The sequence below is a fragment of the Roseomonas gilardii genome (assembly GCF_001941945.1).
Taxonomy (GTDB): domain Bacteria; phylum Pseudomonadota; class Alphaproteobacteria; order Acetobacterales; family Acetobacteraceae; genus Roseomonas.
Window position 1 is genome coordinate 3205301 of sequence record NZ_CP015583.1, and the last position, 22446, is coordinate 3227746.

Consider the following 22446-nt stretch of genomic DNA (forward strand, 5'->3'; position numbering starts at 1 on the left):
TGCCATGGCAGTGGCGCCTATGCTGTCGGCAAAGCCTGACTTCCAACGAGGAAACCCGACGCCATGGATGCCGTGACCCAGCCGCCCGTAATCCGCCTGCATCCCGAGGACGGGGTGGTGATCGCGCGCATGGTCCTGCCCCCCGGCACCACCGTCGCCCCCGGGGTGCGGACGGAGAAGCGCGTCCCCGCCGGCCACAAGATCGCCATCCGCGCGCATGCGAAGGGCGAGGCGGTGCGGCGCTACGGCCAGGTGATCGGCTTCGCCACGCGCGACATCGCCCCCGGCGAATGGGTGCATGTGGAGGAGATCGCGATGGGCGACTTCTCGCGCGACTATGCCTTCGGCGCCGACCTCAAGCCGACCGCCTATGTGCCGGAGCCCGCGACCTTCCTCGGCATCCGGCGGAAGGACGGGCGGGTGGCCACGCGCAACTATGTCGGCATCGTCACCAGCGTGAACTGCTCCGCCCATGTCGCGGAGCTGATCGCCCTGGCCTTCCGCCGCAACCCGATCACCGGGGAGGACCCGCTGGCCGCCTGGCCGAACGTGGACGGGGTGGTGGCGCTGACCCACAAGACCGGCTGCGGCATGGCGCAGGGCGAGCCGCTGTCGCTGCTGCGGCGGACCATCGGCGGCTATGCGCGGCACCCGAACTTCTCGCATGTCGTGGCCATTGGCCTGGGCTGCGAGGTGAACCAGATCGGCGGGATGATGCAGGAACAGCGCCTCGCCGACCGGCTGCGCAGCATGGACATCCAGGAGATGGGCGGCGCCCGCAAGACGGTGGAGGCCGGCATCGCCTTCGTGCGCGGCGTGCTGGACGAGGCCAATGCCGTGACGCGCGAACCGGTGCCGGCGAGCGAGCTCTGCGTCGCCCTGCAATGCGGCGGCTCCGACGGCTATTCCGGCATCTCCGCCAACCCGGCCCTGGGCGTGGCGAGCGACCTGATCGTGCGCCATGGCGGCACGGTGATCCTGAGCGAGACCACCGAGACCTATGGCGCCGAGCACCTGCTGACCCGTCGCGCGGTGAGCCCGGAGGTCGGGCAGAAACTGGTGGACCTGATGCACTGGTGGGAGGACTACACCGCCAAGGAGGGGGCGGAGATCAACGCCAACCCCTCCCCCGGCAACAAGGCCGGGGGGCTCACCACCATCCTGGAGAAGAGCCTGGGCGCCATGGCCAAGGCGGGGCACACGAACCTCGTGGAGGTGTACCGCTATGCCGAGCCGGTGACCGCCAAGGGCTTCGTCTTCATGGACACGCCGGGCTACGACCCGGTGGCGGCGACGGGACAGGTGGCGGGCGGCGCCAACCTCGTCTGCTTCACCACCGGCCGCGGCAGCGTCTTCGGCGCGAAGCCCGCGCCCAGCATGAAGCTCGCCACCAACTCCGCCATGTACGAGCGGATGCAGGACGACATGGACATCAACTGCGGCACCATCCTGACCGGCGAGGAGACGGTGGAGCAGTGCGGCGAGCGGATCTTCCGCCAGATCCTGCGCGTGGCCAGCGGCAAGCCGACCAAGAGCGAGGCCTTCGACTTCGGCGCGGCGGAATTCGCGCCCTGGCAGATCGGCGCGACGGTCTGAGGCCGACCGCTGACCGGCTCCGGGAGGCGCGGCGCCCGGGCCGGTTGGATCGCAGGCTCCCCCGTCATGTCTGGGCCGGAGCCAGGAGGATCTTGCCCCGGCGTCCCGCACGGCCATTGTGGGCCAGGGCGGCGCGTAGCTCGGTCAGGGCGTATCGGGCCTCGATGTCCGTCGTCGCCGTGCCGGCCCGTATGTCGTCGAACACCCTGGCCATCACCTCTCCCAGCTCTTCGCGGGAGGCGGAATGCACCCATTGCCGTAGCCAGAAGGGGCGCAGCACGGCGGGAATCCGCTGCCCGAGCTGAGCCGGAAGCGGCGTGCCCGACAAAAGGCCGTAGTGGACGAGGATGCCACCGGGCTTGATGGCGAGGGCCATTTCCGTGCCCGGTACGCCCCCGACGGCATCGAAGCCTCCGTCCAGCGGCGGCAGGGGCGCACCCTGGATGAGGATTGCCGCGGCAGGCTCGCCCTCCAGCGACTGCCTGGCCCTGGCGGAGCGGACGACCGCGATGGCGCACGCACCCGCCGCGTGGATCATCCGCAGCAACATGCGGCCGATGGCCGAACCCGCGGCATTGACCCCGACCAGGGCTCCCGCCGCCGGAGTCACGGCCCGCAGCATCAGCCGCGCCGTGAGCGGGTTGATGTAGGCTGCGGCGGCCTGATCGTCGGTCAGATCGTCTGGCACCGGCACGCACCAGCCGGCCGGCGTGGCCTTGAAGGCCTGCCATCCGCCGGCGGCGCCCAGGGGCAGAACACGCTGCCCGACCCGCAGGCCGGTGACGGTTTCATCCCGCTGATCGACGACCCCCACCCCCTCGAAACCGGGAACGAAAGGGAGGGTCGTCCGATGCCGATAGGCGCCCGAAACCGTAATGAGGTCCGAGGGGTTGATCGGGCTCGCAAGCATCCGCACGACGACGCCGCCCGCCTCCGGTTCGGGACGCGGCAAGGGTTCGCAGGACAGGACCTGGGCGGGATCACCGAAGCGGTGGGCGACGACTCGAAACATGGGTCAGCCTGCTTACCCAGTCCGGCGGGTGCGATACAGCCGGCGCGCTCGCATCTCGTCTGGTGGCTTCGAGGCCAGGGCAGGCAACCGGAACGAGGCCGCGCCGCGAGATCGGCAGGGACGATGGCGGCCCCCATAGGCCCGACAGTCAGCCCCCTGGCCCGGGCCGAAGGCCCATCGGGCGGCCGAATGGGGAGCCTGGCAGTGGACAACGCGAAAGGGCGGACGCGTTCCCGCGCCCGCCCCTACGATGTGCCGGTCCCCGACCGCGTTCAGCGCGCCGGATTGGCCGCGTTGAACTTGTCGATCAGGGTCGAGGCCGCGGCCACGCAGGCCTGGGTCGACTCGTTCTCGGCGCAGCGGATGCGCATCTCCGTGCCGTTGCGCTCGATCGCGAAGGAAGCGGCGCGCGAGGGCGGCGGGCCCATCGGCCGCATCATCGGCGGGCCGCCACGCCAGCCATGATGGCGGCCGGGACCGCCATCGGGGCCACCCGGGCCACCGGGCCCACCCGGGCCGCCGGGACCGCCAGGACCCTGGGGCCGCTCGGCCTGCGGGCCACCGGGAGGAGGCGGCGGGGTCTGGGCGATGGCCATGCCAGCGGCACCGAAAAGGGCCAAGCCGGCACCGAGAAGCAGAATCTTCTTCATGGGAACTCCTTACCGTGTTCCTGCGGCAGGCCAGCGATTCCCGGCCCGTCCGTGAAAACGGAAATAAACATTCCCATCTCTTCTGTCTCTGCCAAAGTTACTACAGATTGTTTCTGTACCGTACTACGTAAACACCCTCAATTTCCCACGCGACTTTTTAGAGAAATCTTCGCCTTGTTTTCGCCATGCCGGAGGGGTTGCTTCACGCCGACATGAAAGCATGGTCATGCCCAGGACTGAAGCGAAAGCATGCCCATCCACGTTCATGCCATCACCTCAAGGGAGCAGCATGCGGTGAAACACCGGATCACGGCCCGGACAATGGTGCTGGGTCTCGGATTGGGACTGGGGCTGGCGTTGGGCGCTGCAGCCCCCGCCCTGGCCGCACCCGGCTATGCCACCGGCAATGTCAACCTGCGCGCGGGTCCCGGCACCGCCTATCCGCGTGTCGCCACGATCGGCGCCGGGGCGCCGGTGGAAATCTTCGGCTGCCTCGACGGCTACAACTGGTGCGATGTCGGCATAGGCGGCAGCCGGGGCTGGGTCTCCGGCAGCTACCTGCAATACGCCTATCAGGGGCAGCGGGTGCTGATCCCGGAATACGGGCCGCGCATCGGCGTGCCGATCGTCACCTTCGACTTCGGCGACTACTGGGGCCGCTATTACCGTGGCCGCCCCTGGTACAGCCCGCGTGACCGCTGGGGCGGCCCGCCCCCGCCGTCGTACCGCCCCGGGCCGCCGGGCCCGCCGCCGGGTTGGCACGGGCGCCCGGGTGGCGGGCCCGGCGGCGCGGGTTGGGAGCGTCCAGGCCATCCGCCCGGCCCCGGTCCCGGTCCTGGCTTCGGTCCTGGCCCCGGGGCCGGTCTTGGTCCGCGCCCTGGTCCCGGCCCTGGCCGTCCGCCGGGGCCGGATGGGGAACGCCGTGGCCCCGGTGGCCCGGATGGAGAGCGCCGCGGCCCCGGCGGGCCGCCGCCCTTCTGACGCCGCCGCGCAGGGTAGGCCCCCGCGCAACCGGCCGCCTTCCCTTTCCGCATCTCTTTGCGGAAGGGAAGCCCGGCCCCGTCCGGCCGGTCGCCCGACGCTTCCGGCGGCCGGCTCTCCGGGGCCCGGCCCGCCGCACCGGAAGTCGCAGCGGGCTAGGCGGACGGCCTCGCACCACCGTTCCACGTGGCAGTCCCGCTTCCGGCTCGCCCCTGCCCCGACTCTCCCTCCGCACCACCCCTCCGGCCCTGGGCGCCCTTCCCGGGCGCGGCTATAAGCGCCCCTCGCCAGCACCCCGGCCTCCCCTGCCTGCTGGCGGTCCGTCCCCAACCCGGATCGAGGAACCCAGCCCGGCATGACCATCGCGATCGACCTCGGCACCACCACCGCCGGCTCGCCCGCGACTCTCGACCTGGAGGAGCTTCTCGCCACACGCCTGCTGGTCCAGGGCAATTCCGGCTCCGGCAAGTCGCATCTGCTGCGGCGGCTGATGGAACAGTCCGCCGCCTGGGTGCAGCAGGCGGTGATCGACCCGGAAGGCGATTTCGTCAGCCTCGCCGAGAAGTTCGGCCATCTGGTGATCGACGCCGCCGCGCAGACCGAGCGCGGCCTCCAGGCCGCCGCCGAGCGGATGCGGGAGCACCGCGTCTCCGTCGTGCTGAACCTGGAGGGGCTGGATGCCGAGGGGCAGATGCGCCAGGCGGCCGTCTTCCTGAACGGCATGTTCGAGGTGGAGCGCGACCTCTGGTCCCCCGTGCTGGTCGTGGTGGACGAGGCCCAGATCTTCGCCCCCGCCGCCGCGACCGAGGTTTCCGACGAGGCCCGCCGCGCCTCGCTCGGCGCCATGGCCAACCTGATGTCGCGCGGCCGCAAGCGCGGGCTCGCGGGGATCATCGCCACGCAGCGCCTCGCCAAGCTGGCCAAGAACGTCGCCGCCGAGGCCTCGAACTTCCTGATGGGCCGCACCTTCCTCGACATCGACATGCAGCGCGCCGCCGACCTTCTGGGCATGGAGCGGCGGCAGGCGGAGCAGTTCCGCGACCTGCCGCGCGGCAGCTTCGTGGCGCTCGGCCCGGCCCTCTCCCGCCGCCCGCTGCCCATCCGCATCGGCGTGGTCGAAACGCAGACCCGCTCCGCCGGGCCGAAGCTGACGCCGCTGCCCAATGCCCCGGAGGAGGTGCGGGAGCTGATCCTCACCCCGCCGCCGGAACCCGTCCGCCCCGCACGCCGCGCCCCGCCGCCGCCTGCGCCGGACATCCTGGCGCAGCTCGCCGCCGCCCGCCCGCCCGCCGTGCACAGCCGCGCCGCCGAGGCCGCGCCGCCCAGCCCGGAGGAACTGGCCGAGCGCGAGCGCAAGCTGGAGGAGGTGTTGCACGCCCTGCTGGAAGACCCCGAGGCCGCCTTCCGGCCCGTCAGCGTGCTGTATGGCGACTTCCTGGTGCGCTGCCGGATCAAGGCGGTGGCCGGCAAGCCCATGGAGCTGCCGGAATTCCGCGCCCGCCTCGCCGTGGCGCGGGCCGGGGTGGATGCGGGTACCGCCGGGAACCCGGAATGGTCCGCGGTGCGGGACCGCGCCGCGACGCTGCCGGAGGATGTGCAGGGCGTCTATCTGATGCTGGCGCGCGCCGCGCTGGACCGGCGCCCCTGCCCCTCCGACGCCGCCATCGCCCAGGCCTATGGCACCCGCTCCCTGGGCCGCGCCCGCCGCGTGCTCGCCTATCTGGAGGAGCAGGGCATGGTGGTGCAGCAGCAGGACCGCCAGGGCCGCCGCGTCGCCCTGGTGGAGCTGGGCTGGGAAACCGCGCCGGGCGATGCCAATGCCGAGGCGGCCTAAGCGCGCCTCATGAGCCTGCCGTCCGGCAGGCCAGAAATTTCCTCCAAGTCTGAAGATCCCGGGAAAGGCGCCGGCCCGATCCGCACAATTCCGGGAGCGATCCTTCGCCGGCCGGTTTCAGGTTGCGGAAATACTCTCCATAAATAGAATTGTCTTTTTAATGAGGCAATTCTGATGGAGGTCGTGCTTATTGCCTTGGGTGCCCTGGCCGCGAACGCCGTGTGGTGGGTCGCCGTCCATCAATCCACCCTGGCCGGTCATGTGCCGGAAGAACGCACCGAAAGGCGGCCTCTGGCGAAACCGGACGCCTGATCCGCCGAAATACCTGCCGGATGCCGTGTGGCCCCGGCGGCCCCCCTTTCTTGGCCGTATCCCCGGGCAGAGGCGGACGGCCGTCAGTCCTGGCCGCGTCCGCGCCGGCAACGCGGCAGGCCGTCCTCCGCCAGCGCCCAGGGCAGCGCCTGGGACGTCCAGAGATGCAGCTCCGGCGCGACTGCTGCCGGATCGTCCAGCGTCGCCGTGGCGATGTCGATCTCGTCCGGCGTGGTCTCGCCGCGGAACGTCAGGCCGGTGCCGCAATCCGCGCAGAAGCCGCGCCGCACGGGCGCGCTGGAGCGGAATTCGCGCATCCGGCCGCGCAGCAGCCGGAACTCCTCAGGCCGCAGGCTGAACCAGGCGACCGGCGAGGCCCCCATGGCGCGGCGGCAGTCGATGCAGTGGCAAAGGCTGGCATGGAAAGGCCGCCCCGCCACCGCATAGCGGAGCGCGCCACAGGCACAGCCCCCTTCCAGGGACAGGATCGTCATCGGTGGCCTCGCAAGCTCATCCTCGTGGCAACATAGCGCGCCTCAGGCGAGATAGCCGCCGCCATTCACGTGGAACACCTGCCCGGTGATCCATTCCCCGTGCGGGGAGGCCAGGAACAGCGCCATGCCGGCGATGTCCTCCGGCGTGCCCATGCGGCCCAGCGGCACGGCGCGGCCCATCTCGGCCAGTTCCTCCTCGGTGTTGCCGAAACGCGGCTGTGCCGTGTCGGTCAGGCCCGGCGCGATGGCGTTCACCCGGATGCGGTGCGGCGCCAGGGCGATCGCCATGGAACGCGTCAGGCCGACCAAGCCCGACTTGCTGGCCGCGTAGTGCGCCCCCACCGGCGTGCCGCGCATGGCGGTGGAGCTCAGGTTGATGATCGCCCCCGGCCGCCCGGCCGCGACCATGCGCCGCGCCGCCGCCTGGGCGCAGAAGGCGCTGCCCTTGAGGTTGATGTCCAGCACGCTGTCCCAGACCGCCTCGGTCATCTCCAGGAAGGGCGCACGCGGGAAGATGCCGGCATTGTTGACCAGCACGTCCAGGGGCCCGAGCGCCGCTTCCGCCTCCGCCACCAGGGCGGCGGATCGTGCCGGCGAGGCGATGTCGGCCTGCAGCGCCACGGCGCGGCGCCCCAGTGCCCGAACGGACTCGCAGACCGCCTCCGCCGCCGCGGCATCGTCGAGGTAGTTCACCGCCACATCGGCCCCCGCCCCGGCACAGGCCAGCGCGATGGCGCGCCCGATCCCCTGTTGCGCGCCCGTCACCAGCACCACCTGCCCCGTCATCCTCATGGCCAAACCTCTCTCCCCGGGGGCAGCGGCCCCGCCATCTCCGTCGCGACGGGAGCATGGCTCCTGCTTCCCCGCCATCCCGTCAGGCCCATTCCCTGCGCCCGGATTGCGCGGCCTGTCCAATTCCGAGGCATTCCAGCGGCTCCGGGGGCCATAAAAGCCGGAATGGATGCAGCGGTACGCATTCAAAGCCCAAGGGGGATGGGTCTAGCGTCCCTGCCTCGCCTCGCAGTGCGGAAGGAGCGTGCCATGGACCTCGGAGTCTTCATCCCCATCGGCAACAATGGCTGGCTGATCTCCACCACCTCGCCGCAATACATGCCGAGCTTCGACCTGAACCGCGAGGTGGTGCAGAAGGCCGAGCGCTTCGGCTTCGACTTCGCGCTCTCGATGATCAAGCTGCGCGGCTTCGGCGGCCCCAGCGAGTACTGGGACCACAACCTCGAATCCTTCACGCTGATGGCGGGCCTGGCGGCGGTGACGACGCGGATCAAGCTCTTCGCCTCGGTCGCCGTGCTCACCATCCCGCCCGCGATCATCGCGCGCATGGCCGTCACCATCGACAGCATCTCGCATGGCCGCTTCGGGGTGAACATCGTCTCGGGCTGGCAGAAGGCGGAATACGAGCAGATGGGCATGTGGCCCGGCGCCGAGCATTTCGAGCGGCGCTACGACTACTGCTCCGAATATGTGCAGGTGATGAAGGACCTCTGGAGCACCGGCCGCTCCGACTTCAAGGGCCGTTTCTTCCAGATGTCGGACTGCCGCCTCGGCCCCATCCCGCCGAAGCCGATCGAGATCGTCTGCGCCGGCCAGAGCGGGCGGGGCATGAAGTTCGCCGCCGAATACGGCGACTACAACTTCATCAGCGGCGGCGGCATCAACACGCCCCAGACCGTGGCGCCCTTCGCCGCGAAGCTGCGGGAACAGAATGCCGAAACCGGCCGCGAGGTCGGCGCCCTCGCACTCACCATGATCATCGCCGACGAGACCGACGAGGCCGCTATGGCCAAGTGGGAGCACTACCGGGCCGGCGTGGACCTGGAGGCGCTGGACTGGCGCGACACCCAGGCTGCCGCCGACGTGAAGGCGGAGAAGACCTCCACCGTCGGCCGCATGGTGCATGCGCCGGAGAAGCTGCCGACCAACATGCTGCGCCTGATCGGCTCCTACGCCACCGTGGCGAGGCTGCTGGACGAGATGGCGGAGATCGAGGGGCTGCGCGGCGTCATGCTGACCTTCGACGACTTCCTGGTCGGCATGGAGCAGTTCGGCACGCGCATCCTGCCGCTGATGAAGTGCCGCGCGGAACGCCCCGCCATCGCCGCCTGAAGCGGCACCCGATCAGCCCGCTCCCCGGCGCGCCCCGCGCCAGGGATCAGCGCCAAGGATCAGTCCCGGGCCTCCAGCCAGGCGAGCACCTCCGCCACCGGCAGCACATCGGCGTATTTCACCGCCATGTCGTAGAGGTTGGCGAAATGCGGGCTCTCGTGCTTGTCGGCCACGCATTCCTCGGGAACGACCATGCGGAGGGAACGGGAAAGCCCATCCACCACGGTCGCGCGCACGCAGCCGGAGGTGGAGCCGCCGGTGACGACCACGGTGTCCACGCCATGGAAGGTCAGCAGCGATCCCAGGCTGGTCTCGAAGAAGGCCGAGGCCATGCGCTTGTGGATCACCACGTCGCGTGGGGCGATGTGCAGGCGCGGATCGAACTCGGCACGCGGCGAGCCGTGCCGGATGTTCTGCAGCGAGTCCGGCGTGTCCGTTCGCGTGCCCCACACGCCGCAATCCTCGCCGCTGTCGAGATAGGCGACATAGGTCCAGACCACCGGCCAGCCGAGGCGGCGGAAGCGGTCCGCGAGCGCATTGGTGTATTCCATCTGGCGCGGATCGGTCTCGTAGGCGGTGCGGAAGCTGGCGGGCTCGGTATAGGCGCGCTGCGGGTCCACGTTCACCAGCGCGGCCTTGCGCCCGAAGCCGAAGCGCGTCCGGGGCGGCGCGGCCTTGAGCGCGAGGTACATCTCGCGCGCCGTCATCTCCGATCGCTCCATCCCGCAAGGCTCCTGTCCGGCTCCGGTCCTGGCCGGAGGCGGGCAATCGCCATGCCATCCCCGCCCCAGGAAAACGTGGCCGCCCCGCGCCGTTAGACGGGCCAGAGCGATTGCCAGAGAGCGACCGGGAACCGGCAAGAGGATACGGATCATGCGCGATTTGAAAGGGGCGGTGGTGGTGATCACCGGCGCATCCAGCGGCATCGGCCGAGCGGCGGCCCAGGCCTTCGCCGCGGAGGGGGCCAATCTCGTCCTCGCCGCCCGGCGGGAAAGCGTGCTGGACGAGGCGGTGGCGGAATGCGGCCGGCTGTCCCGCCCGCATGGCGCCCGCGCCATCGCCGTGCCGGCCGACGTGACCGATGCCGGCGCGGTGAGGCGGCTGGCGGAGGCGGCGGTGCGCGAGTTCGGCCATGTCGATGTCTGGATCAACAATGCCGGGGTCGGCGCGGTGGGCGGCTTCGCCGAGGTCCCGGCGGATGCGCATGACCAGGTGGTGCGGACCAACCTGCTCGGCCACATGCACGGCGCCCATGCCATCCTGCCGCATTTCCAGGCGCGGCGGCGTGGCGTGCTGATCAACACCAACTCCCTCGGCGCCTGGGTGCCGACGCCCTATGCGGCCTCCTACAGCGCCAGCAAGTTCGGGCTTCGCGGCTTCTCCGAGGCTCTGCGGGGCGAGTTGTCGCGCTGGCCCGGCATTCATGTCTGCGACGTCTTCCCCTCCTTCGTCGATACGCCCGGCCTGCGCCACGGCGGCAACTATGTGGGGCGGGAGCTGAGCGCGCCGCCGCCGGTCCACAGCCCCTTCGACGTGGCGGAAGTCATGGTCTCCCTGGCCCGCAACCCACGCCCCTCGGCCACGGTGGGCAAGGAGGTGCACCTGCTGCGCCTCGCCCATGCCCTGGTCCCGGGGCTGCTGCGCCGGAGCATGGCGCGGCTCATGGAGCGGCAGTTCCGCCGCGCCCGCCCGGTGCCGGTCTCGGACGGCAATCTCTTCGCCGCGCCGACCCGCAGCGACGGGATCCATGGCAGCGCGATCTATGGCGGGCTGCGCCAGCCCTCGGGTGGCCACGCGCTCCGGACTGGCCTCGTGCTGGGCGGGGCGCTGCTGCTGGGGGGATGGTTGTTGCACCGCGCCCGGAGATGAAAGGCGGCTGCCGCCGAAAGCGGCACGGGAAACACCATTTCCTGGGCGTTTGACGATCCCGCGGGCAACCGCTGCCCTGTCGCCGGACGACTGCGGCGGTTCCGGAATGTGGCACTCCCGTTGCTACACCGTTGCGTGACCGCCGCCATCCGGCGGCGCGCCAGGCTGACCGTGGGAAGCGGCCGGCCGGCGCCACAGCGACCGCCTCTGGGGGAGTTTCCACATGACGTCCAACCGACAGGCCCCGGGCGAGCCCCGGCCGGAACAGGCCACGCCGGGCGGGTCGCTGAGTCACCCGCTGGGCCGCCGCCAGTTCGGCCGCCTTGGCGCGCTGCTGGCCGGCGGCGCCGTGCTGGGCGCGCCCGCCCTCCTCCGGGCGCAGCCCGCCGGGCCGATCAAGCTCGGCATCCTGCATTCCCTCTCCGGCACCATGGCCATCAGCGAGACGACGCTGAAGGACGTGATGCTCATGCTCATCGAGGAGCAGAACAAGAAGGGCGGCGTGCTCGGCCGCAAGCTGGAGGCGGTGGTCGTGGACCCGGCCTCCAACTGGCCGCTCTTTGCCGAGAAGGCGCGGCAGCTCATCGCGCAGGACAAGGTCGCCGCCTGCTTCGGCTGCTGGACCTCGGTGTCGCGCAAGTCCGTGCTGCCGGTCTTCGAGGAGCTGAACGGCATCCTCTTCTACCCCGTGCAATACGAGGGCGAGGAATCGAGCAAGAACGTCTTCTACACCGGCGCCGCGCCGAACCAGCAGGCCATCCCGGCGGTGGACTACCTGATGAAGGAAGAGGGCGTGAAGCGCTGGGTGCTCGCGGGCACCGACTATGTCTATCCGCGCACCACGAACAAGATCCTGGAGGCCTATCTCAAGTCCAAGGGCGTCGCGCAGGGCGACATCCTGATCAACTACACGCCCTTCGGCCATAGCGACTGGCAGAACATCGTCAGCGAGATCAAGAAGTTCGGCTCTGCCGGCCAGAAGACCGCGGTGGTTTCCACCATCAACGGCGATGCCAACGTCCCCTTCTACAAGGAGCTCGGCAACCAGGGCGTGAAGGCCACCGACATCCCCGTCGTCGCCTTCTCGGTGGGCGAGGAGGAGCTGGCGGGCCTCGACACGGCCCCCCTGCTCGGCCACCTGGCCGCCTGGAACTACTTCATGTCCATCGACAACCCGGACAACAAGGCCTTCATCCAGAAGTGGCAGGCCTTCACCAAGAACCCGAAGCGCGTCACCAACGACCCGATGGAGGCGCACTACATCGGCTTCAACATGTGGGTGAAGGCGGTCGAGGCGGCGGGCACCACCGACAGCAACCCGGTGATCGACGCCATGATCGGCGTGGCCGTGCCGAACCTCTCGGGCGGCACCTCCACCATGATGCCGAACCACCACATCACCAAGCCGGTGCTGATCGGCGAGATCCAGGGCAACGGCCAGTTCAACGTCGTCTCGCAGACGCCGGGCACGATCGTGGCGCAGGAATGGTCGCCCTACCTGGAGGGCTCGCGCGACCTGATCGCCGACTGGCGCAAGCCGCTCTCCTGCGGCAACTTCAACGTCAAGACCGGCAAGTGCGGCGGTGCGGGCGGCTGATCCCGTCCGGCTGAACGGGCGGGGCACCCCAGCCCCGCCCATCCCTTCCCGTTCCCGTTTTTCCGAGGAGGGCAAGATGACCCGGCTCGCCGGCCTCATCCTCCTGCTTCTGGCCCTCACGGTCTCGCCCCTGCGGGCGCAGCCTGCGGGGGCGGAACTGCTCGCTTCCAACTCCTTCGACGACATCCGCCGTGGCGTGGAAACGCTCGCCGCCTCCGGCGCGCCCGAGGCAGCGACCATCCTGGGCGCTCTGGGCGAGGGTCGGCTGTTCGTGCTGCCCGACCGCAGCCTGGCGATCCGTGGCACCGATGGCGGCTACCGCGATGCCACCGGCGGGCAGCCGGTGACGCCCGCCGGAACCCCGCGCGCGGTCCGCGTGAACAACAGCATCCGCCGCGCCGTCGAGGCGGCGATGGGCGGGCTGCAACTCATGGCCGTGGACAACGAGATCCGCGCCAATGCCGCCGCCGCCGTCTTCCGCGCCCGCGACGCCGCCATCCTGCCGGTGCTGGAGAAGGCCCTGGCCGCCGAGCGCGATCCCGGCGTGCGGCAGGTCATGGAACAGGCCCGCGCCGCCATCCTGCTGAACGAGGCCGCGACGCCAGAGCCCGACCGCCTCGCCGCCATCGCCACGCTGCGCGCCCGCGGCGACATCGACGCGCGCGCCCTGCTCGCCGGCCTGTCCAGCCAGCCGCCCGCCGTGGCCGAGGCCGCCGCGAGCGCGGTGAAGGCCATCGACTGGAACCTGCAGCTCTGGGGCTGGGCGCAGAACGCCTGGTACGGGCTGAGCCTGGGCTCCGTCCTGCTGCTCGCCGCCGCCGGCCTCGCCATCACCTTCGGCGTGATGGGGGTGATCAATATGGCCCATGGCGAGCTGGTGATGCTCGGCGCCTACACCACCTTCCTGGTGCAGGACGCGATCCGCGCCCATGCGCCCGGCCTGTTCGGCGCCTCGCTCTTCATCGCCGTGCCGCTCGCCTTCCTGGTCACCGGCGCGGTCGGCGTGGCCATCGAGCGCGGGCTGATCCGCTTCCTCTACGGCCGCCCGCTGGAAACGCTGCTCGCCACCTTCGGCCTGTCCCTGGTGCTGCAGCAGGCGGTGCGCTCCATCTTCGGCCCCACCAACCGGGAGGTCGGCACCCCCGCCTGGATGAGCGGCGCCTTCCAGCTCGGCGGCCTCACCATCACCATGAACCGCCTCGTCATCATCCTTTTCGCCTTCCTGGTGATCGCGGCACTGATGGCGGCGCTGCGCTATACCTCGCTGGGCCTCCGGATGCGGGCGGTGACGCAGAACCGGCGCATGGCGGCGGCGATGGGCATCCGCACGCCCTGGATCGACGCGCTGACCTTCGGCCTGGGCTCCGGCGTCGCCGGCATGGCGGGCGTGGCGCTGAGCCAGATCGACAACGTCTCGCCCAATCTCGGCCAGGGCTACATCATCGACAGCTTCATGGTCGTGGTCTTCGGCGGCGTCGGCAATCTCTGGGGCACGGTCATCAGCGCCCTCACCCTCGGCGTCGCCAACAAGTTCCTGGAGCCCGTGGCGGGCGCCGTGCTGGGCAAGATCGTGGTGCTGCTCGCCCTGATCCTGTTCATCCAGCGCAAGCCACGCGGCCTCTTCCCGGTGAAGGGGAGGTTCGTCGAATCATGAGCCGCATCGCGAGCATCCTCACCCTGGTGATCCTGCTGGGCGGCGCCGCGCTGATGGCGGCGCTGAACCTGCTGACCGATCCCGGCAGCGCCTGGCACGTCCCGACCTATGTCGTCTCCCTCACCGGCAAGTATCTCTGCTACGCGATCCTCGCCCTCTCGGTGGATCTCGTCTGGGGCTTCGCCGGCATCCTGAGCCTGGGCCACGCCGCCTTCTTCGCCCTGGGCGGCTATGCCATGGGCATGTACCTGATGCGGCAGATCGGATCGCGCGGCGTCTATGCCAATCCGGACCTGCCGGACTTCATGGTCTTTCTGAACTGGGACCACCTGCCCTGGTACTGGTGGGGCTTCGGCTCCTTCCCCTTCGCGCTGCTGATGGCGCTCCTCGTGCCCGGCGTGCTCGCCCTGGTCTTCGGCTGGCTCGCCTTCCGCTCGCGCGTCACCGGCGTCTATCTCTCGATCATCACCCAGGCGCTGACCTACGCCCTGCTGCTCGCCTTCTTCCGCAACGACATGGGCTTCGGCGGCAACAACGGCCTCACCGACTTCAAGGACATCCTCGGCGTCCCGCTGCAGCTCGACGGCACCCGCTGCGCCCTGTTCCTGGCCTCTGCCATCGTGCTCGCCGGCTGCTTCCTGCTGTCGCGCTGGCTGGTGCGCTCGCGCTACGGCAAGGTGCTGATCGCCGTGCGCGACACGGAAAGCCGCACGCGCTTCCTGGGCTACCGGCCCGAGGCCTACAAGCTCGTCGCCTGGACGCTTTCCGCCGTCATGGCCGGGCTGGGCGGGGCGCTCTACGTGCCGCAGGTCGGCATCATCAACCCGGGCGAATTCGCCCCCGCCAACTCGATCGAGGCCGTGGTCTGGGTCGCGGTCGGCGGCCGCGGCACGCTGGTCGGGCCGATCCTGGGCGCCATCCTGGTCAATCTCGGCAAGACCGTCTTCACCGGCGCCCTGCCGGAATTCTGGCTCTTCGCCCTGGGCGGCCTCTTCATCCTTGTCACCCTATTCCTGCCGCGCGGCATCGTCGGCCTCTTCGCCCGGCGCCGCTCCGGCGGCGTTCCCCTGCCGGCGGAACCGCCCTCGCCCGCCGCGGCGGCGGCGCGGGAGGCGGCCTCGTGATGGCTCCGGTGATCCAGCCCCGGGCGGGAGGCTCCGCCTCCCCCAGCCTATCGCCCCACTCTTCCACCTTCCCACCGCTGGAACACAGCGCCCGCGCCCTTCCACCCGCCCCCATTCCTGGCAGGGTCTGGGGAGACACTGTCTCCCCAGCGGGAGAGGGTCCGGGAGAGGGCGGCGCCCTCTCCTGGCCACGGCACCACGCCGGAACCGCACCATGATCATGGCCAGCACAGCCCTCGCCGAGCGCCCCGCCACGAGAACCGGCGCTTTGCTCTATCTCGACGGCGTCAATGTCAGCTTCGACGGCTTCCACGCGCTGCGCGACCTCTCGCTGGTGCTGGAACCGGGCGAGATGCGCGCGGTGATCGGCCCGAACGGCGCGGGCAAGACGACAATGATGGACGTCATCACCGGCAAGACGCGCCCGGATACGGGCGACGTCCTGTTCAACGGCACAACCGACCTGACGCGGCTGGACGAACCCGCCATCGCCCGGCTGGGCATCGGGCGGAAGTTCCAGAAGCCCACGGTCTTCGAGCCGCATACGGTGCGCGACAACCTGCTGCTCTCGCTGGCCGGGCCGCGCGGCCCGCGCTTCGCCCTGTTCGCGCGCGAAACGGCGGAGGAGCGGCGGCGGATCGAGGAGATCCTCACCACCATCCGCCTGACCGACCATGCCGACCGCATCTCGGGCAATCTCAGCCACGGGCAGAAGCAGTGGCTGGAGATCGGCATGCTGTTGGCGCAGGAGCCGCAGCTCCTCCTCGTGGACGAGCCCGTGGCGGGCATGACGGATGCCGAGACGGCGCAGACGGCGGAGCTGCTGCGCGAGATCAACCGCACCCGCTCCGTCGTGGTGGTGGAGCACGACATGGATTTCGTCCGCGCCCTGGGCGTGAAGGTCACGGTGCTGCACGAGGGCCATGTGCTCTCGGACGGCTCCATCGACCATGTCAGCAGCGACCCGCGCGTGATCGAGGTGTATCTTGGCCGCTGAGCTTCGCGTCGAGGATGTCTCGCTGCATTACGGCGCGGCGGTGGCGCTGCGCGGCGTCTCGCTGGAGGCGAGGCGCGGCGAGGTCACCTGCCTGCTCGGCCGCAACGGCGTGGGCAAGACCTCGCTGCTGCGCGCCGTCACCGGGGCGCATCCGGTCTCGCGCGGCAAGATCCTCTGGGAAGGGCAGGACATCACCCGCCTGCCGCCCTATGAGCGCGCGCGGCGCGGCATCGCCTGGGTGCCGCAGGGGCGCGACATCTTCCCGCTGCTGACGGTACGGGAAAACCTGGAGACCGGCTTCGCCGCCGCGCCGCGCGGGCAGAAGACGATCCCCGAGGATGTCTTCGCCATGTTCCCCGTGCTGAAGACCATGCTGCACCGTCGCGGCGGCGACCTGTCCGGCGGGCAGCAGCAACAGCTCGCCATCGGCCGCGCCCTGGTGATGCGGCCGCGCCTGCTGGTGCTGGACGAGCCGACCGAGGGCATCCAGCCTTCCATCATCAAGGATATCGGCCGCGCCATCGCCCTGCTGCGCCAGCGCGGCGACATGGCGATCCTGCTGGTGGAGCAGTATTTCGACTTCGCCCACGAGCTCGGCCAGCATCTCGCGGTGATGGACCGCGGCAGCATCGTCCTGGCCGGGGCACGCGACGCGCTGGACCGCGACGAGGTGCTGCGGCGCGTCTCGGTCTGACGGCTCCCGGCGGCGCGCCCGTTCGGGCAGCGCGGGGGAGAGGGCGCCGCCCTCTCCCCCGGAGGCCTGCCCCCTATTCCGCCACCACCACCTGCTGCACCTGCTCGCCGAGGCCCTCGATGCCGAGGCGCATGCTCTGCCCCGCCCGCAGGAAGACCGGCGGCTTGCGGCCCATGCCGACGCCCGGCGGCGTGCCGGTGGTGATGATGTCGCCCGGATGCAGCGTGATGAACTGCGAGGCGTAGGAGACGATCTTGCGCACGTCGAAGATCATGGTGCGCGTGGAACCGTCCTGCATCCGCTGCCCGTCAACCTCCAGCCAGAGGGCGAGGTTCTGCGGATCGGCGATCTCGTCCTTCGTCACCAGCCAGGGACCGACCGGGCCGAAGGTGTCGGCGCCCTTGCCCTTGTCCCAGGTGCCGCCGCGCTCGATCTGCCACTCGCGCTCGCTGACATCGTTGCAGATGGTATAGCCGGCCACATGGTCCAGCGCCGCATCCAGCGCAACGTTCTTCGCGCGGCTGCCGATGACGATGGCCAGCTCGACCTCCCAGTCCGTCTTCACGCTGCCACGCGGGATCACCACCTCGTCGTTCGGCCCTTGCAGGGAGCCGAGCGACTTCAGGAACATGATCGGCTCCTTGGGGATCGGCGCCCCGGTCTCCGCCGCGTGGTCGGCATAGTTCAGGCCGATCGCCAGGAAGTTCCGCGTCCCGGCCACCGGCGGGCCCAGGCGCGGGCTGCCCGGCACGGCGGGGAGGCTGGCGGCATCCAGCGCGGCAATCCGTGTCAGCCCCTCGGCCGAAAGGGCTTCCCCGGCGAGGTCGGGCACCACGCCCGAAAGGTCGCGCAGCGTGCCGGTGCCGTCGAGCAGCCCGGGCTTCTCGGCCCCGGCCGGGCCATAGCGGAGCAGCTTCATTGCCTGTATCCCCCTGTTCGTGCCGCGCAACTTCCCCTGCCGGCCCGGCGAGGGCAAGACATCCCGGCCGGAACTCCTGCACCCGTGCCATTGTCCGGCCCGCACCGGAGGGGTTATGTTGCGCGGCGAAAACAAAGACGGAGCGGGTTTTTGCGGTTCGGCTGGGCAGCTTCCCGGTGGCCTGCGGCGGAACGCTGGCTGCGTCCGGGCCTCGCCCTCTTCTTCGTGGCGGCCGGCGGCGCGAAGCTTCTGGAGGCACAGGGCGACAGCGAACTGTTCCGCCAGCTTGGCTACACACCCTGGTTCATGCGGCTGACCGGGGCTGTACAACTCCTGTCAGGGCTGGGCCTGCTCCTTCCGGCCAGCACCGCAGCCGCCGCCTTCATCCTGGCGGCGGGCATGGCGGGCGCGGCGGGCAGCCTGCTGTCCAGCGGCAATCCGTGGATGCTGCCGGCACCCCTGAGCCTGTTCCTGCTGCTTCTGGCCGTCGCCTGGCACCACGCGCCCTCCTGGCTGCGGTGGCATTTCACTCACCCCTCCGGCCCGCAAGAACAGGGCCGCTCCGCGGCGGGAGGCGGGTTCCCGCCCGCCGCGCCGGGGCCCTCCGGCGAGCTCGCCCGTCCAGGCCCATCCGCCGTCCCTCCGGCGGATCAGTAGTTCTTCCAGAGTCCGGGCGTGGCCGGCTCCACCAGATTCCCGTCCGGGTCGCGGAAGTAGACGCTCTGCCCGCCCTTCGGCCAGGACACGCCACCTTCCGTGGCGATGCCGTGCCGGGCCAGCCGCGCCACCCAGGCATCCAGGTCCGCCGGCGCGATGGAGAAGGCGAAATGGATCCGGCCCATGGCATCATGCGGCGGGATCATGCCGCCCGGCAGAATGGCCGGCTCCGTGGCGGCGCCGCGCCGGAACAGCAGCAACACGCTGCCGGGCCCGGCCGGATAGGCGACCAGCCGCTCGTCGAGGTACATCGGCTCCAGCCCGAGCACCGTCTCGTAGAAATGCCGGGCCCGGCCCAGGTCCTCGACATAGAGGCCCGTTTCCAGAACGCCGCCGAGCGGCGGCACCTCGTCCCGCTCCGTCATCGACTTCCCTTCCCCGCCATCGGGCCATGGCCGCCCGCCGGGAGGAACGGCTCCTCCCGTCAGCGGCGTCTCAGGCCGCCATGCGGCCGCATTCCTCCGCGCAGTTGCGGCAGGTCTCGGCGCAATGGCGCATATGCTCGTCCGCCTCGGGATGATGGCCACAGGATTCGGCGCATTCCCGGCAGATCTCCGCGCATTCGCGGCAGAGATGCGCCATGTGGCGAGAACCGCGGATCATGAAATCCGCCGCCGTGAGGCAGATCTGCGCGCAGTCCATCATGATCCGCACATGGTCCAGCGCGGCATGACTGCCGCCCTTGCCCAGGCAATGGGTGATGCAGCTGAGGCAGGTCCGGTGGCAGTCGAGGCAGGCCTGGATGCAGGCTTCGAGCTTGGGGTCGGTCTTCATCGCACATTCCCGTCGTTACCGCCGGTAAGCGCCCTTCCCCCGGGGGAAAGTTTCCGCTGCCTTCCCCCCGGCACGGGCCGGACCGGCGGCGGACCCCCGCCTCAGTCCGCCCGCCGCACCGCGCGGCTGCGCCAGGCGATCGCCAGGCAGGTCAGCACCAGCAGGCACAGCGCCAGCCGCAGCCCGGAAAGCTGCGCCAGGAAGCCCAGCAGCGGCGGCCCGCCAAGCAGCCCGCCATAGCCCATGGTCGCCACCATCGCGACGCCCATGCCCGGCGACACGCCCGGGATGCGCCCGGCCGCGCTGAACAGCACCGGAAAGACGTTGGACAGGCCCAGCCCGACCAGCACCAGCCCGGCGATGGCGACCTCCGGGCGCGGCACCGCCAGCATCAGCACGAAGCCCGCCGCCGAGAGCAGCGCCCCCAGCCGCAGCACCGACGCGCCGCCCAGGCGCCGCACCACCGCGTCGCCGCCCAGCCGCCCCGCCGTCATGGCCAGGGAGAAGCCGGCGAATCCCAGCGCCGCCACGCCGGCCGGGGCCGCCGCCTCCACCGCCAGGTACAGCGCCGACCAGTCCCCCACCGCCCCCTCCGTCACCAGGGCGAGCAGCGCGATCAGCCCGAGGCCGAAGGTGGCCCGGTTCGGCAGGGCGAGTCCGTGCCCGCCTTCCTCCGAAGCCACCGGGGCATGGCCTTGCCGCACCCGCAGCCAGGGCATCGCCAGCAGCACGCAGGCCGCCACCAGCGCCCCGGACACGGCGAGGTTCAGCGGTGCCGCATGGCCGGACGCGAGCAGCAGCCCCGCTATCCCCGCCCCGGCCAGCCCGCCCAGGCTGAAGGCCGCGTGGAAGGAGGACATGATGGCCGCGCCCCAGCCGCTCTCCACCACCGTGGCATGGGTGTTCATGGAGACGTCCATCACCCCGTTGCCCGCCCCCAGCAGCACCAGGCCGAGCACCAGCGTGGCGAGCCCGCCCGCCTGCGGCACCAGCGCCAGCACCAGGGCGAAGAGAAGGCCGGAGGCCACGGTCAGCCGGTCGCTGCCCCAGCGCGCCGAGACCTGGCCGGTCAGCGGCATGGCCAGGATGGCGCCGATGGCCATGCCCAGCAGCGCGAGGCCCAGCGCCGCGTCGGACAGGCCGAGGCCCAGCTTGATCGAGGGGATGTTGCCCGCCCAGGCGCCATAGCCGAAGCCGTTGGCAAAGAAGACCAGGGTGGTGGCGAGGCGGGGGCGCGCATCGCGCGTCCGGGCCGCGGCGAAAGGGGCCTCGGGCATCAGGGCTTCTCCCGGCCGCGCCGTCGCGAGGGGGGCGGAGGCACCGCCCGTCCTCTCGCTACCGGCGCAGCTCCATCTTGATCGGACCCTCGCGCTCGCCCCGGGCGAACTGGTCCACCATCGCGTTGCCGGTCTCGCCCAACGTCGCCGCCGGACCGGTCCAGACCATCCGGCCGTGATAGATCATCGAGGCCTGGTCGCCGATCCGCCGGGCGCTGTGCATGTCATGGGTGATGGTGATGGCGGTGGCGCCGAGGCGCTTCACGCAATCCACGATCAGCCCGTCGATCACCGCGCCCATGATCGGGTCGAGGCCGGTGGTCGGCTCGTCGAAGAACAGGATCGCCGGCTGCGAGGCGATGGTGCGGGCCAGCGCCACGCGCTTCTGCATGCCGCCCGAAAGCTCGGAGGGGGAAAGATCCCCCACGCTGCCGGCCAGCCCGACCTGGGCCAGCACCTCGGCCGCCTTGTCGCGCGCCTTCGTCCGGGTGATGCGCTTCTGCTGCAGCAGCTTGAAGCAGACATTCTCCCAGACCGGGATGCTGTCGAAGAGCGCACCGTTCTGGAACAGCATCCCCATGCCGTCCAGCACCGCCCGCCGCTCCGACCGGTCCATGGCCAGCAGGTCGCGTCCGTCCAGCTCGATGCTGCCGGCATCCGGCTGGATCAGTCCGAGGATGCACTTGATCGTGACCGACTTGCCGGAGCCCGAGCCGCCCAGGATCACCATGGACTCGCCCGGCATCACGTCCAGGTCCACGCCGTCCAGCACCTTCTTGGCGCCGAAGGCCTTGTGCAGCCCGCGCAGCCGCAGCTTGGGGGTGACACCGCTCATCGGGTGAAGAAGGCCTGGGTCAGGATGTAGTCCAGGAACAGGATCAGGATCGAGGAGGACACCACCGCCGAGGTCGTGGCCCCGCCCACCCCCTCCGCGCCGCCGCGTGAGGAATAGCCGCACCAGGTGCCCATCAGCGCCACCACGAAGCCGAAGACCGCCGCCTTGATCAGGCCGGAAGCCACGTCGAAGGCCTGCAGGGCGTTCAGCGTGTCGCGGATATAGGACTGGGACACGAAGCCGAGATTGTAGGTGGCCACGATCCAGCCGCCCATCACGCCCAGCGTGTCGGCCACCGCCACCAGCAGCGGCATGGCCAGCGTCGCGGCCAGCAGGCGCGGCGCCACGAGGTACTTCATCGGATCGGTGGACAGAGTGGTCAGCGCATCCACCTGGTCCGTCACGCGCATCGTGCCGATCTCGGCAGCGAAGGAGGCACCGATTCGCCCCGCCACCATCAGCCCGGCCAGCACTGGCCCCAGCTCGCGCGTCAGCGAGATCACGACCACCGAGGCCATGGCGCTCTGCGCGTTGAAGCGGGAGAAGCCCGTGTAGGACTGCAGGGCCAGCACCATGCCGGTGAAGACCGCCGTCAGCGCCACCACCGGCAGGGAGAAATAGGCCACCTCCACGAAGGCGCGGCCGAACTGCCGCAGGTGGTAGGGGGGCCGGAAGAGGTGCGACAGGCCCTCCAGCGCGAAGAGCGCGACCGCCCCCGTCGTCCGGCACAGCCCAAGCACCATCGCGCCGAGCCGCGCCACCGCATCGAGAAGGAAATTCAAGCCGACCGCCGATCCTGCAAACAAGCCGCCATCCGCGAGAGCGTTGTGGAAGCCCGTCCCAGGGGGCGGGCCGGTGGGGGCAAGGTCGTCCGGTGCCGCCCAGGGAGTCGTCCAGATAGCCGCCCCCTCGCCGCACCGCAATGGCGATCGGCTTCCGGTGGCGGACCCGGCGGATCACAAGGTCCTGGCTGCCTCCCCGGCGCG

At 70.6% G+C, this 22446-nt stretch carries 23 protein-coding genes; 12 read left to right on the plus strand and 11 right to left on the minus strand.

Going from position 1 to position 22446, the window contains the following annotated elements:
• The first annotated feature begins 63 nt into the window (after window positions 1-63).
• Window positions 64-1596 (plus strand): UxaA family hydrolase, encoded by a 1533-nt coding sequence (locus RGI145_RS14745; RefSeq protein ID WP_208863878.1) that lies wholly within the window; start codon window positions 64-66, stop codon window positions 1594-1596.
• Window positions 1597-1660: 64 nt separating this feature from the next.
• On the opposite strand, the gene RGI145_RS14750 is transcribed toward RGI145_RS14745, so the two are convergent.
• The gene (locus RGI145_RS14750) at window positions 1661-2608 is read right to left on the minus strand and encodes a zinc-dependent alcohol dehydrogenase family protein (protein WP_075798935.1); all 948 of its coding nucleotides are present in this window, start codon (window positions 2606-2608) and stop codon (window positions 1661-1663) included.
• Between the two features lie 272 nt (window positions 2609-2880).
• The gene (locus RGI145_RS14755) at window positions 2881-3258 is read right to left on the minus strand and encodes a hypothetical protein (protein WP_075798936.1); all 378 of its coding nucleotides are present in this window, start codon (window positions 3256-3258) and stop codon (window positions 2881-2883) included.
• Window positions 3259-3579: 321 nt separating this feature from the next.
• On the opposite strand from RGI145_RS14755, the gene RGI145_RS14760 reads away from it, so the two are divergent.
• The 3 genes from RGI145_RS14760 (at window position 3580) to RGI145_RS25135 (ending at window position 6385) form a co-directional block, all read left to right on the plus strand.
• Window positions 3580-4239 (plus strand): SH3 domain-containing protein, encoded by a 660-nt coding sequence (locus tag RGI145_RS14760; protein WP_156878555.1) that lies wholly within the window; start codon window positions 3580-3582, stop codon window positions 4237-4239.
• 355 nt (window positions 4240-4594) lie between these two features.
• Window positions 4595-6073 (plus strand): AAA family ATPase, encoded by a 1479-nt coding sequence (locus RGI145_RS14765; RefSeq protein WP_075798937.1) that lies wholly within the window; start codon window positions 4595-4597, stop codon window positions 6071-6073.
• A gap of 174 nt (window positions 6074-6247) precedes the next feature.
• Window positions 6248-6385: a hypothetical protein gene (locus RGI145_RS25135; protein ID WP_156878556.1), complete on the plus strand. Its 138-nt coding sequence runs from the start codon at window positions 6248-6250 to the stop codon at window positions 6383-6385.
• Window positions 6386-6468: 83 nt separating this feature from the next.
• Here the strand turns inward: RGI145_RS25135 and RGI145_RS14770 are convergent, their stop codons facing one another.
• Complete coding sequence (locus tag RGI145_RS14770) at window positions 6469-6879, minus strand: GFA family protein (RefSeq protein ID WP_075798938.1); 411 nt, start codon at window positions 6877-6879, stop codon at window positions 6469-6471.
• 42 nt (window positions 6880-6921) lie between these two features.
• Window positions 6922-7671 (minus strand): SDR family NAD(P)-dependent oxidoreductase, encoded by a 750-nt coding sequence (locus RGI145_RS14775; protein WP_075798939.1) that lies wholly within the window; start codon window positions 7669-7671, stop codon window positions 6922-6924.
• A 249-nt stretch (window positions 7672-7920) separates the two neighbouring features.
• Between RGI145_RS14775 and rutA the strand changes: the two genes are divergently transcribed.
• A complete protein-coding gene (gene rutA, locus RGI145_RS14780; protein WP_075798940.1) occupies window positions 7921-9003 on the plus strand; it encodes a pyrimidine utilization protein A in 1083 nt (360 codons plus the stop codon).
• A 59-nt stretch (window positions 9004-9062) separates the two neighbouring features.
• Here rutA and RGI145_RS14785 read toward each other — a convergent pair whose 3' ends face one another.
• Entirely contained in the window at window positions 9063-9725 is a 663-nt protein-coding gene (locus tag RGI145_RS14785; RefSeq protein ID WP_075798941.1) for an isochorismatase family protein, read from the minus strand.
• 151 nt (window positions 9726-9876) lie between these two features.
• Between RGI145_RS14785 and RGI145_RS14790 the strand changes: the two genes are divergently transcribed.
• The 6 genes from RGI145_RS14790 to urtE all read left to right on the plus strand — a co-directional run bounded on the left by RGI145_RS14790 (window position 9877) and on the right by urtE (window position 16938).
• On the plus strand, window positions 9877-10872 hold the full coding sequence (locus RGI145_RS14790) for an SDR family oxidoreductase (protein ID WP_075798942.1): 996 nt from the start codon (window positions 9877-9879) through the stop codon (window positions 10870-10872).
• 223 nt (window positions 10873-11095) lie between these two features.
• Window positions 11096-12469: an urea ABC transporter substrate-binding protein gene (gene urtA, locus RGI145_RS14795; protein ID WP_390889859.1), complete on the plus strand. Its 1374-nt coding sequence runs from the start codon at window positions 11096-11098 to the stop codon at window positions 12467-12469.
• 76 nt (window positions 12470-12545) lie between these two features.
• Window positions 12546-14123, plus strand: coding sequence for an urea ABC transporter permease subunit UrtB (gene urtB, locus RGI145_RS14800; protein ID WP_075798943.1), 1578 nt, complete (start codon window positions 12546-12548; stop codon window positions 14121-14123).
• Window positions 14120-15247: an urea ABC transporter permease subunit UrtC gene (gene urtC / locus RGI145_RS14805; RefSeq protein ID WP_075798944.1), complete on the plus strand. Its 1128-nt coding sequence runs from the start codon at window positions 14120-14122 to the stop codon at window positions 15245-15247. Before urtB ends, urtC begins: the two co-directional genes overlap by 4 nt.
• Window positions 15248-15461: 214 nt before the next feature.
• Window positions 15462-16244, plus strand: a complete 783-nt coding sequence (urtD, locus tag RGI145_RS14810) for an urea ABC transporter ATP-binding protein UrtD (protein WP_083670778.1) — start codon at window positions 15462-15464, stop codon at window positions 16242-16244.
• Window positions 16234-16938, plus strand: coding sequence for an urea ABC transporter ATP-binding subunit UrtE (gene urtE, locus RGI145_RS14815; RefSeq protein WP_027282768.1), 705 nt, complete (start codon window positions 16234-16236; stop codon window positions 16936-16938). Before urtD ends, urtE begins: the two co-directional genes overlap by 11 nt.
• Window positions 16939-17011: 73 nt before the next feature.
• On the opposite strand, the gene RGI145_RS14820 is transcribed toward urtE, so the two are convergent.
• Entirely contained in the window at window positions 17012-17857 is an 846-nt protein-coding gene (locus RGI145_RS14820) for a fumarylacetoacetate hydrolase family protein (protein WP_075798945.1), read from the minus strand.
• Window positions 17858-18007: 150 nt separating this feature from the next.
• Here RGI145_RS14820 and RGI145_RS14825 point away from each other — a divergent pair, with 150 nt between their 5' ends.
• A complete protein-coding gene (locus RGI145_RS14825; protein ID WP_075798946.1) occupies window positions 18008-18514 on the plus strand; it encodes a DoxX family protein in 507 nt (168 codons plus the stop codon).
• On the opposite strand, the gene RGI145_RS14830 is transcribed toward RGI145_RS14825, so the two are convergent.
• From RGI145_RS14830 to RGI145_RS14850, 5 genes are all read right to left on the minus strand, one after another.
• Window positions 18508-18939, minus strand: a complete 432-nt coding sequence (locus RGI145_RS14830; RefSeq protein ID WP_075798947.1) for a VOC family protein — start codon at window positions 18937-18939, stop codon at window positions 18508-18510. The two genes, RGI145_RS14825 and RGI145_RS14830, sit on opposite strands and share 7 nt — an antisense overlap.
• A gap of 70 nt (window positions 18940-19009) precedes the next feature.
• On the minus strand, window positions 19010-19348 hold the full coding sequence (locus RGI145_RS14835; protein WP_075798948.1) for a four-helix bundle copper-binding protein: 339 nt from the start codon (window positions 19346-19348) through the stop codon (window positions 19010-19012).
• 101 nt (window positions 19349-19449) lie between these two features.
• Window positions 19450-20625: an MFS transporter gene (locus RGI145_RS14840; protein ID WP_075798949.1), complete on the minus strand. Its 1176-nt coding sequence runs from the start codon at window positions 20623-20625 to the stop codon at window positions 19450-19452.
• A gap of 58 nt (window positions 20626-20683) precedes the next feature.
• Window positions 20684-21460 carry an ABC transporter ATP-binding protein gene (locus RGI145_RS14845; RefSeq protein ID WP_075798950.1) on the minus strand — a complete coding sequence of 259 codons (777 nt, stop codon included), beginning with the start codon at window positions 21458-21460 and terminating at the stop codon, window positions 20684-20686.
• The gene (locus RGI145_RS14850) at window positions 21457-22242 is read right to left on the minus strand and encodes an MlaE family ABC transporter permease (protein ID WP_075798951.1); all 786 of its coding nucleotides are present in this window, start codon (window positions 22240-22242) and stop codon (window positions 21457-21459) included. Before RGI145_RS14850 ends, RGI145_RS14845 begins: the two co-directional genes overlap by 4 nt.
• Window positions 22243-22446: the final 204 nt, after the last annotated feature.

What these genes read in the sequence shown, in the direction of transcription:
- RGI145_RS14745 (WP_208863878.1), top strand. Translation starts at nt 64, where the DNA reads ATGGATGCCGTGACCCAGCCGCCCGTAATCCGCCTGCATCCCGAGGAC.
- RGI145_RS14750 (WP_075798935.1), bottom strand. Translation starts at nt 2,608, where the DNA reads ATGTTTCGAGTCGTCGCCCACCGCTTCGGTGATCCCGCCCAGGTCCTG.
- RGI145_RS14755 (WP_075798936.1), bottom strand. Translation starts at nt 3,258, where the DNA reads ATGAAGAAGATTCTGCTTCTCGGTGCCGGCTTGGCCCTTTTCGGTGCC.
- RGI145_RS14760 (WP_156878555.1), top strand. Translation starts at nt 3,580, where the DNA reads ATGGTGCTGGGTCTCGGATTGGGACTGGGGCTGGCGTTGGGCGCTGCA.
- RGI145_RS14765 (WP_075798937.1), top strand. Translation starts at nt 4,595, where the DNA reads ATGACCATCGCGATCGACCTCGGCACCACCACCGCCGGCTCGCCCGCG.
- RGI145_RS25135 (WP_156878556.1), top strand. Translation starts at nt 6,248, where the DNA reads ATGGAGGTCGTGCTTATTGCCTTGGGTGCCCTGGCCGCGAACGCCGTG.
- RGI145_RS14770 (WP_075798938.1), bottom strand. Translation starts at nt 6,879, where the DNA reads ATGACGATCCTGTCCCTGGAAGGGGGCTGTGCCTGTGGCGCGCTCCGC.
- RGI145_RS14775 (WP_075798939.1), bottom strand. Translation starts at nt 7,671, where the DNA reads ATGAGGATGACGGGGCAGGTGGTGCTGGTGACGGGCGCGCAACAGGGG.
- rutA (WP_075798940.1), top strand. Translation starts at nt 7,921, where the DNA reads ATGGACCTCGGAGTCTTCATCCCCATCGGCAACAATGGCTGGCTGATC.
- RGI145_RS14785 (WP_075798941.1), bottom strand. Translation starts at nt 9,725, where the DNA reads ATGGAGCGATCGGAGATGACGGCGCGCGAGATGTACCTCGCGCTCAAG.
- RGI145_RS14790 (WP_075798942.1), top strand. Translation starts at nt 9,877, where the DNA reads ATGCGCGATTTGAAAGGGGCGGTGGTGGTGATCACCGGCGCATCCAGC.
- urtA (WP_390889859.1), top strand. Translation starts at nt 11,096, where the DNA reads ATGACGTCCAACCGACAGGCCCCGGGCGAGCCCCGGCCGGAACAGGCC.
- urtB (WP_075798943.1), top strand. Translation starts at nt 12,546, where the DNA reads ATGACCCGGCTCGCCGGCCTCATCCTCCTGCTTCTGGCCCTCACGGTC.
- urtC (WP_075798944.1), top strand. Translation starts at nt 14,120, where the DNA reads ATGAGCCGCATCGCGAGCATCCTCACCCTGGTGATCCTGCTGGGCGGC.
- urtD (WP_083670778.1), top strand. Translation starts at nt 15,462, where the DNA reads ATGATCATGGCCAGCACAGCCCTCGCCGAGCGCCCCGCCACGAGAACC.
- RGI145_RS14820 (WP_075798945.1), bottom strand. Translation starts at nt 17,857, where the DNA reads ATGAAGCTGCTCCGCTATGGCCCGGCCGGGGCCGAGAAGCCCGGGCTG.
- RGI145_RS14830 (WP_075798947.1), bottom strand. Translation starts at nt 18,939, where the DNA reads ATGACGGAGCGGGACGAGGTGCCGCCGCTCGGCGGCGTTCTGGAAACG.
- RGI145_RS14835 (WP_075798948.1), bottom strand. Translation starts at nt 19,348, where the DNA reads ATGAAGACCGACCCCAAGCTCGAAGCCTGCATCCAGGCCTGCCTCGAC.
- RGI145_RS14840 (WP_075798949.1), bottom strand. Translation starts at nt 20,625, where the DNA reads ATGCCCGAGGCCCCTTTCGCCGCGGCCCGGACGCGCGATGCGCGCCCC.
- RGI145_RS14845 (WP_075798950.1), bottom strand. Translation starts at nt 21,460, where the DNA reads ATGAGCGGTGTCACCCCCAAGCTGCGGCTGCGCGGGCTGCACAAGGCC.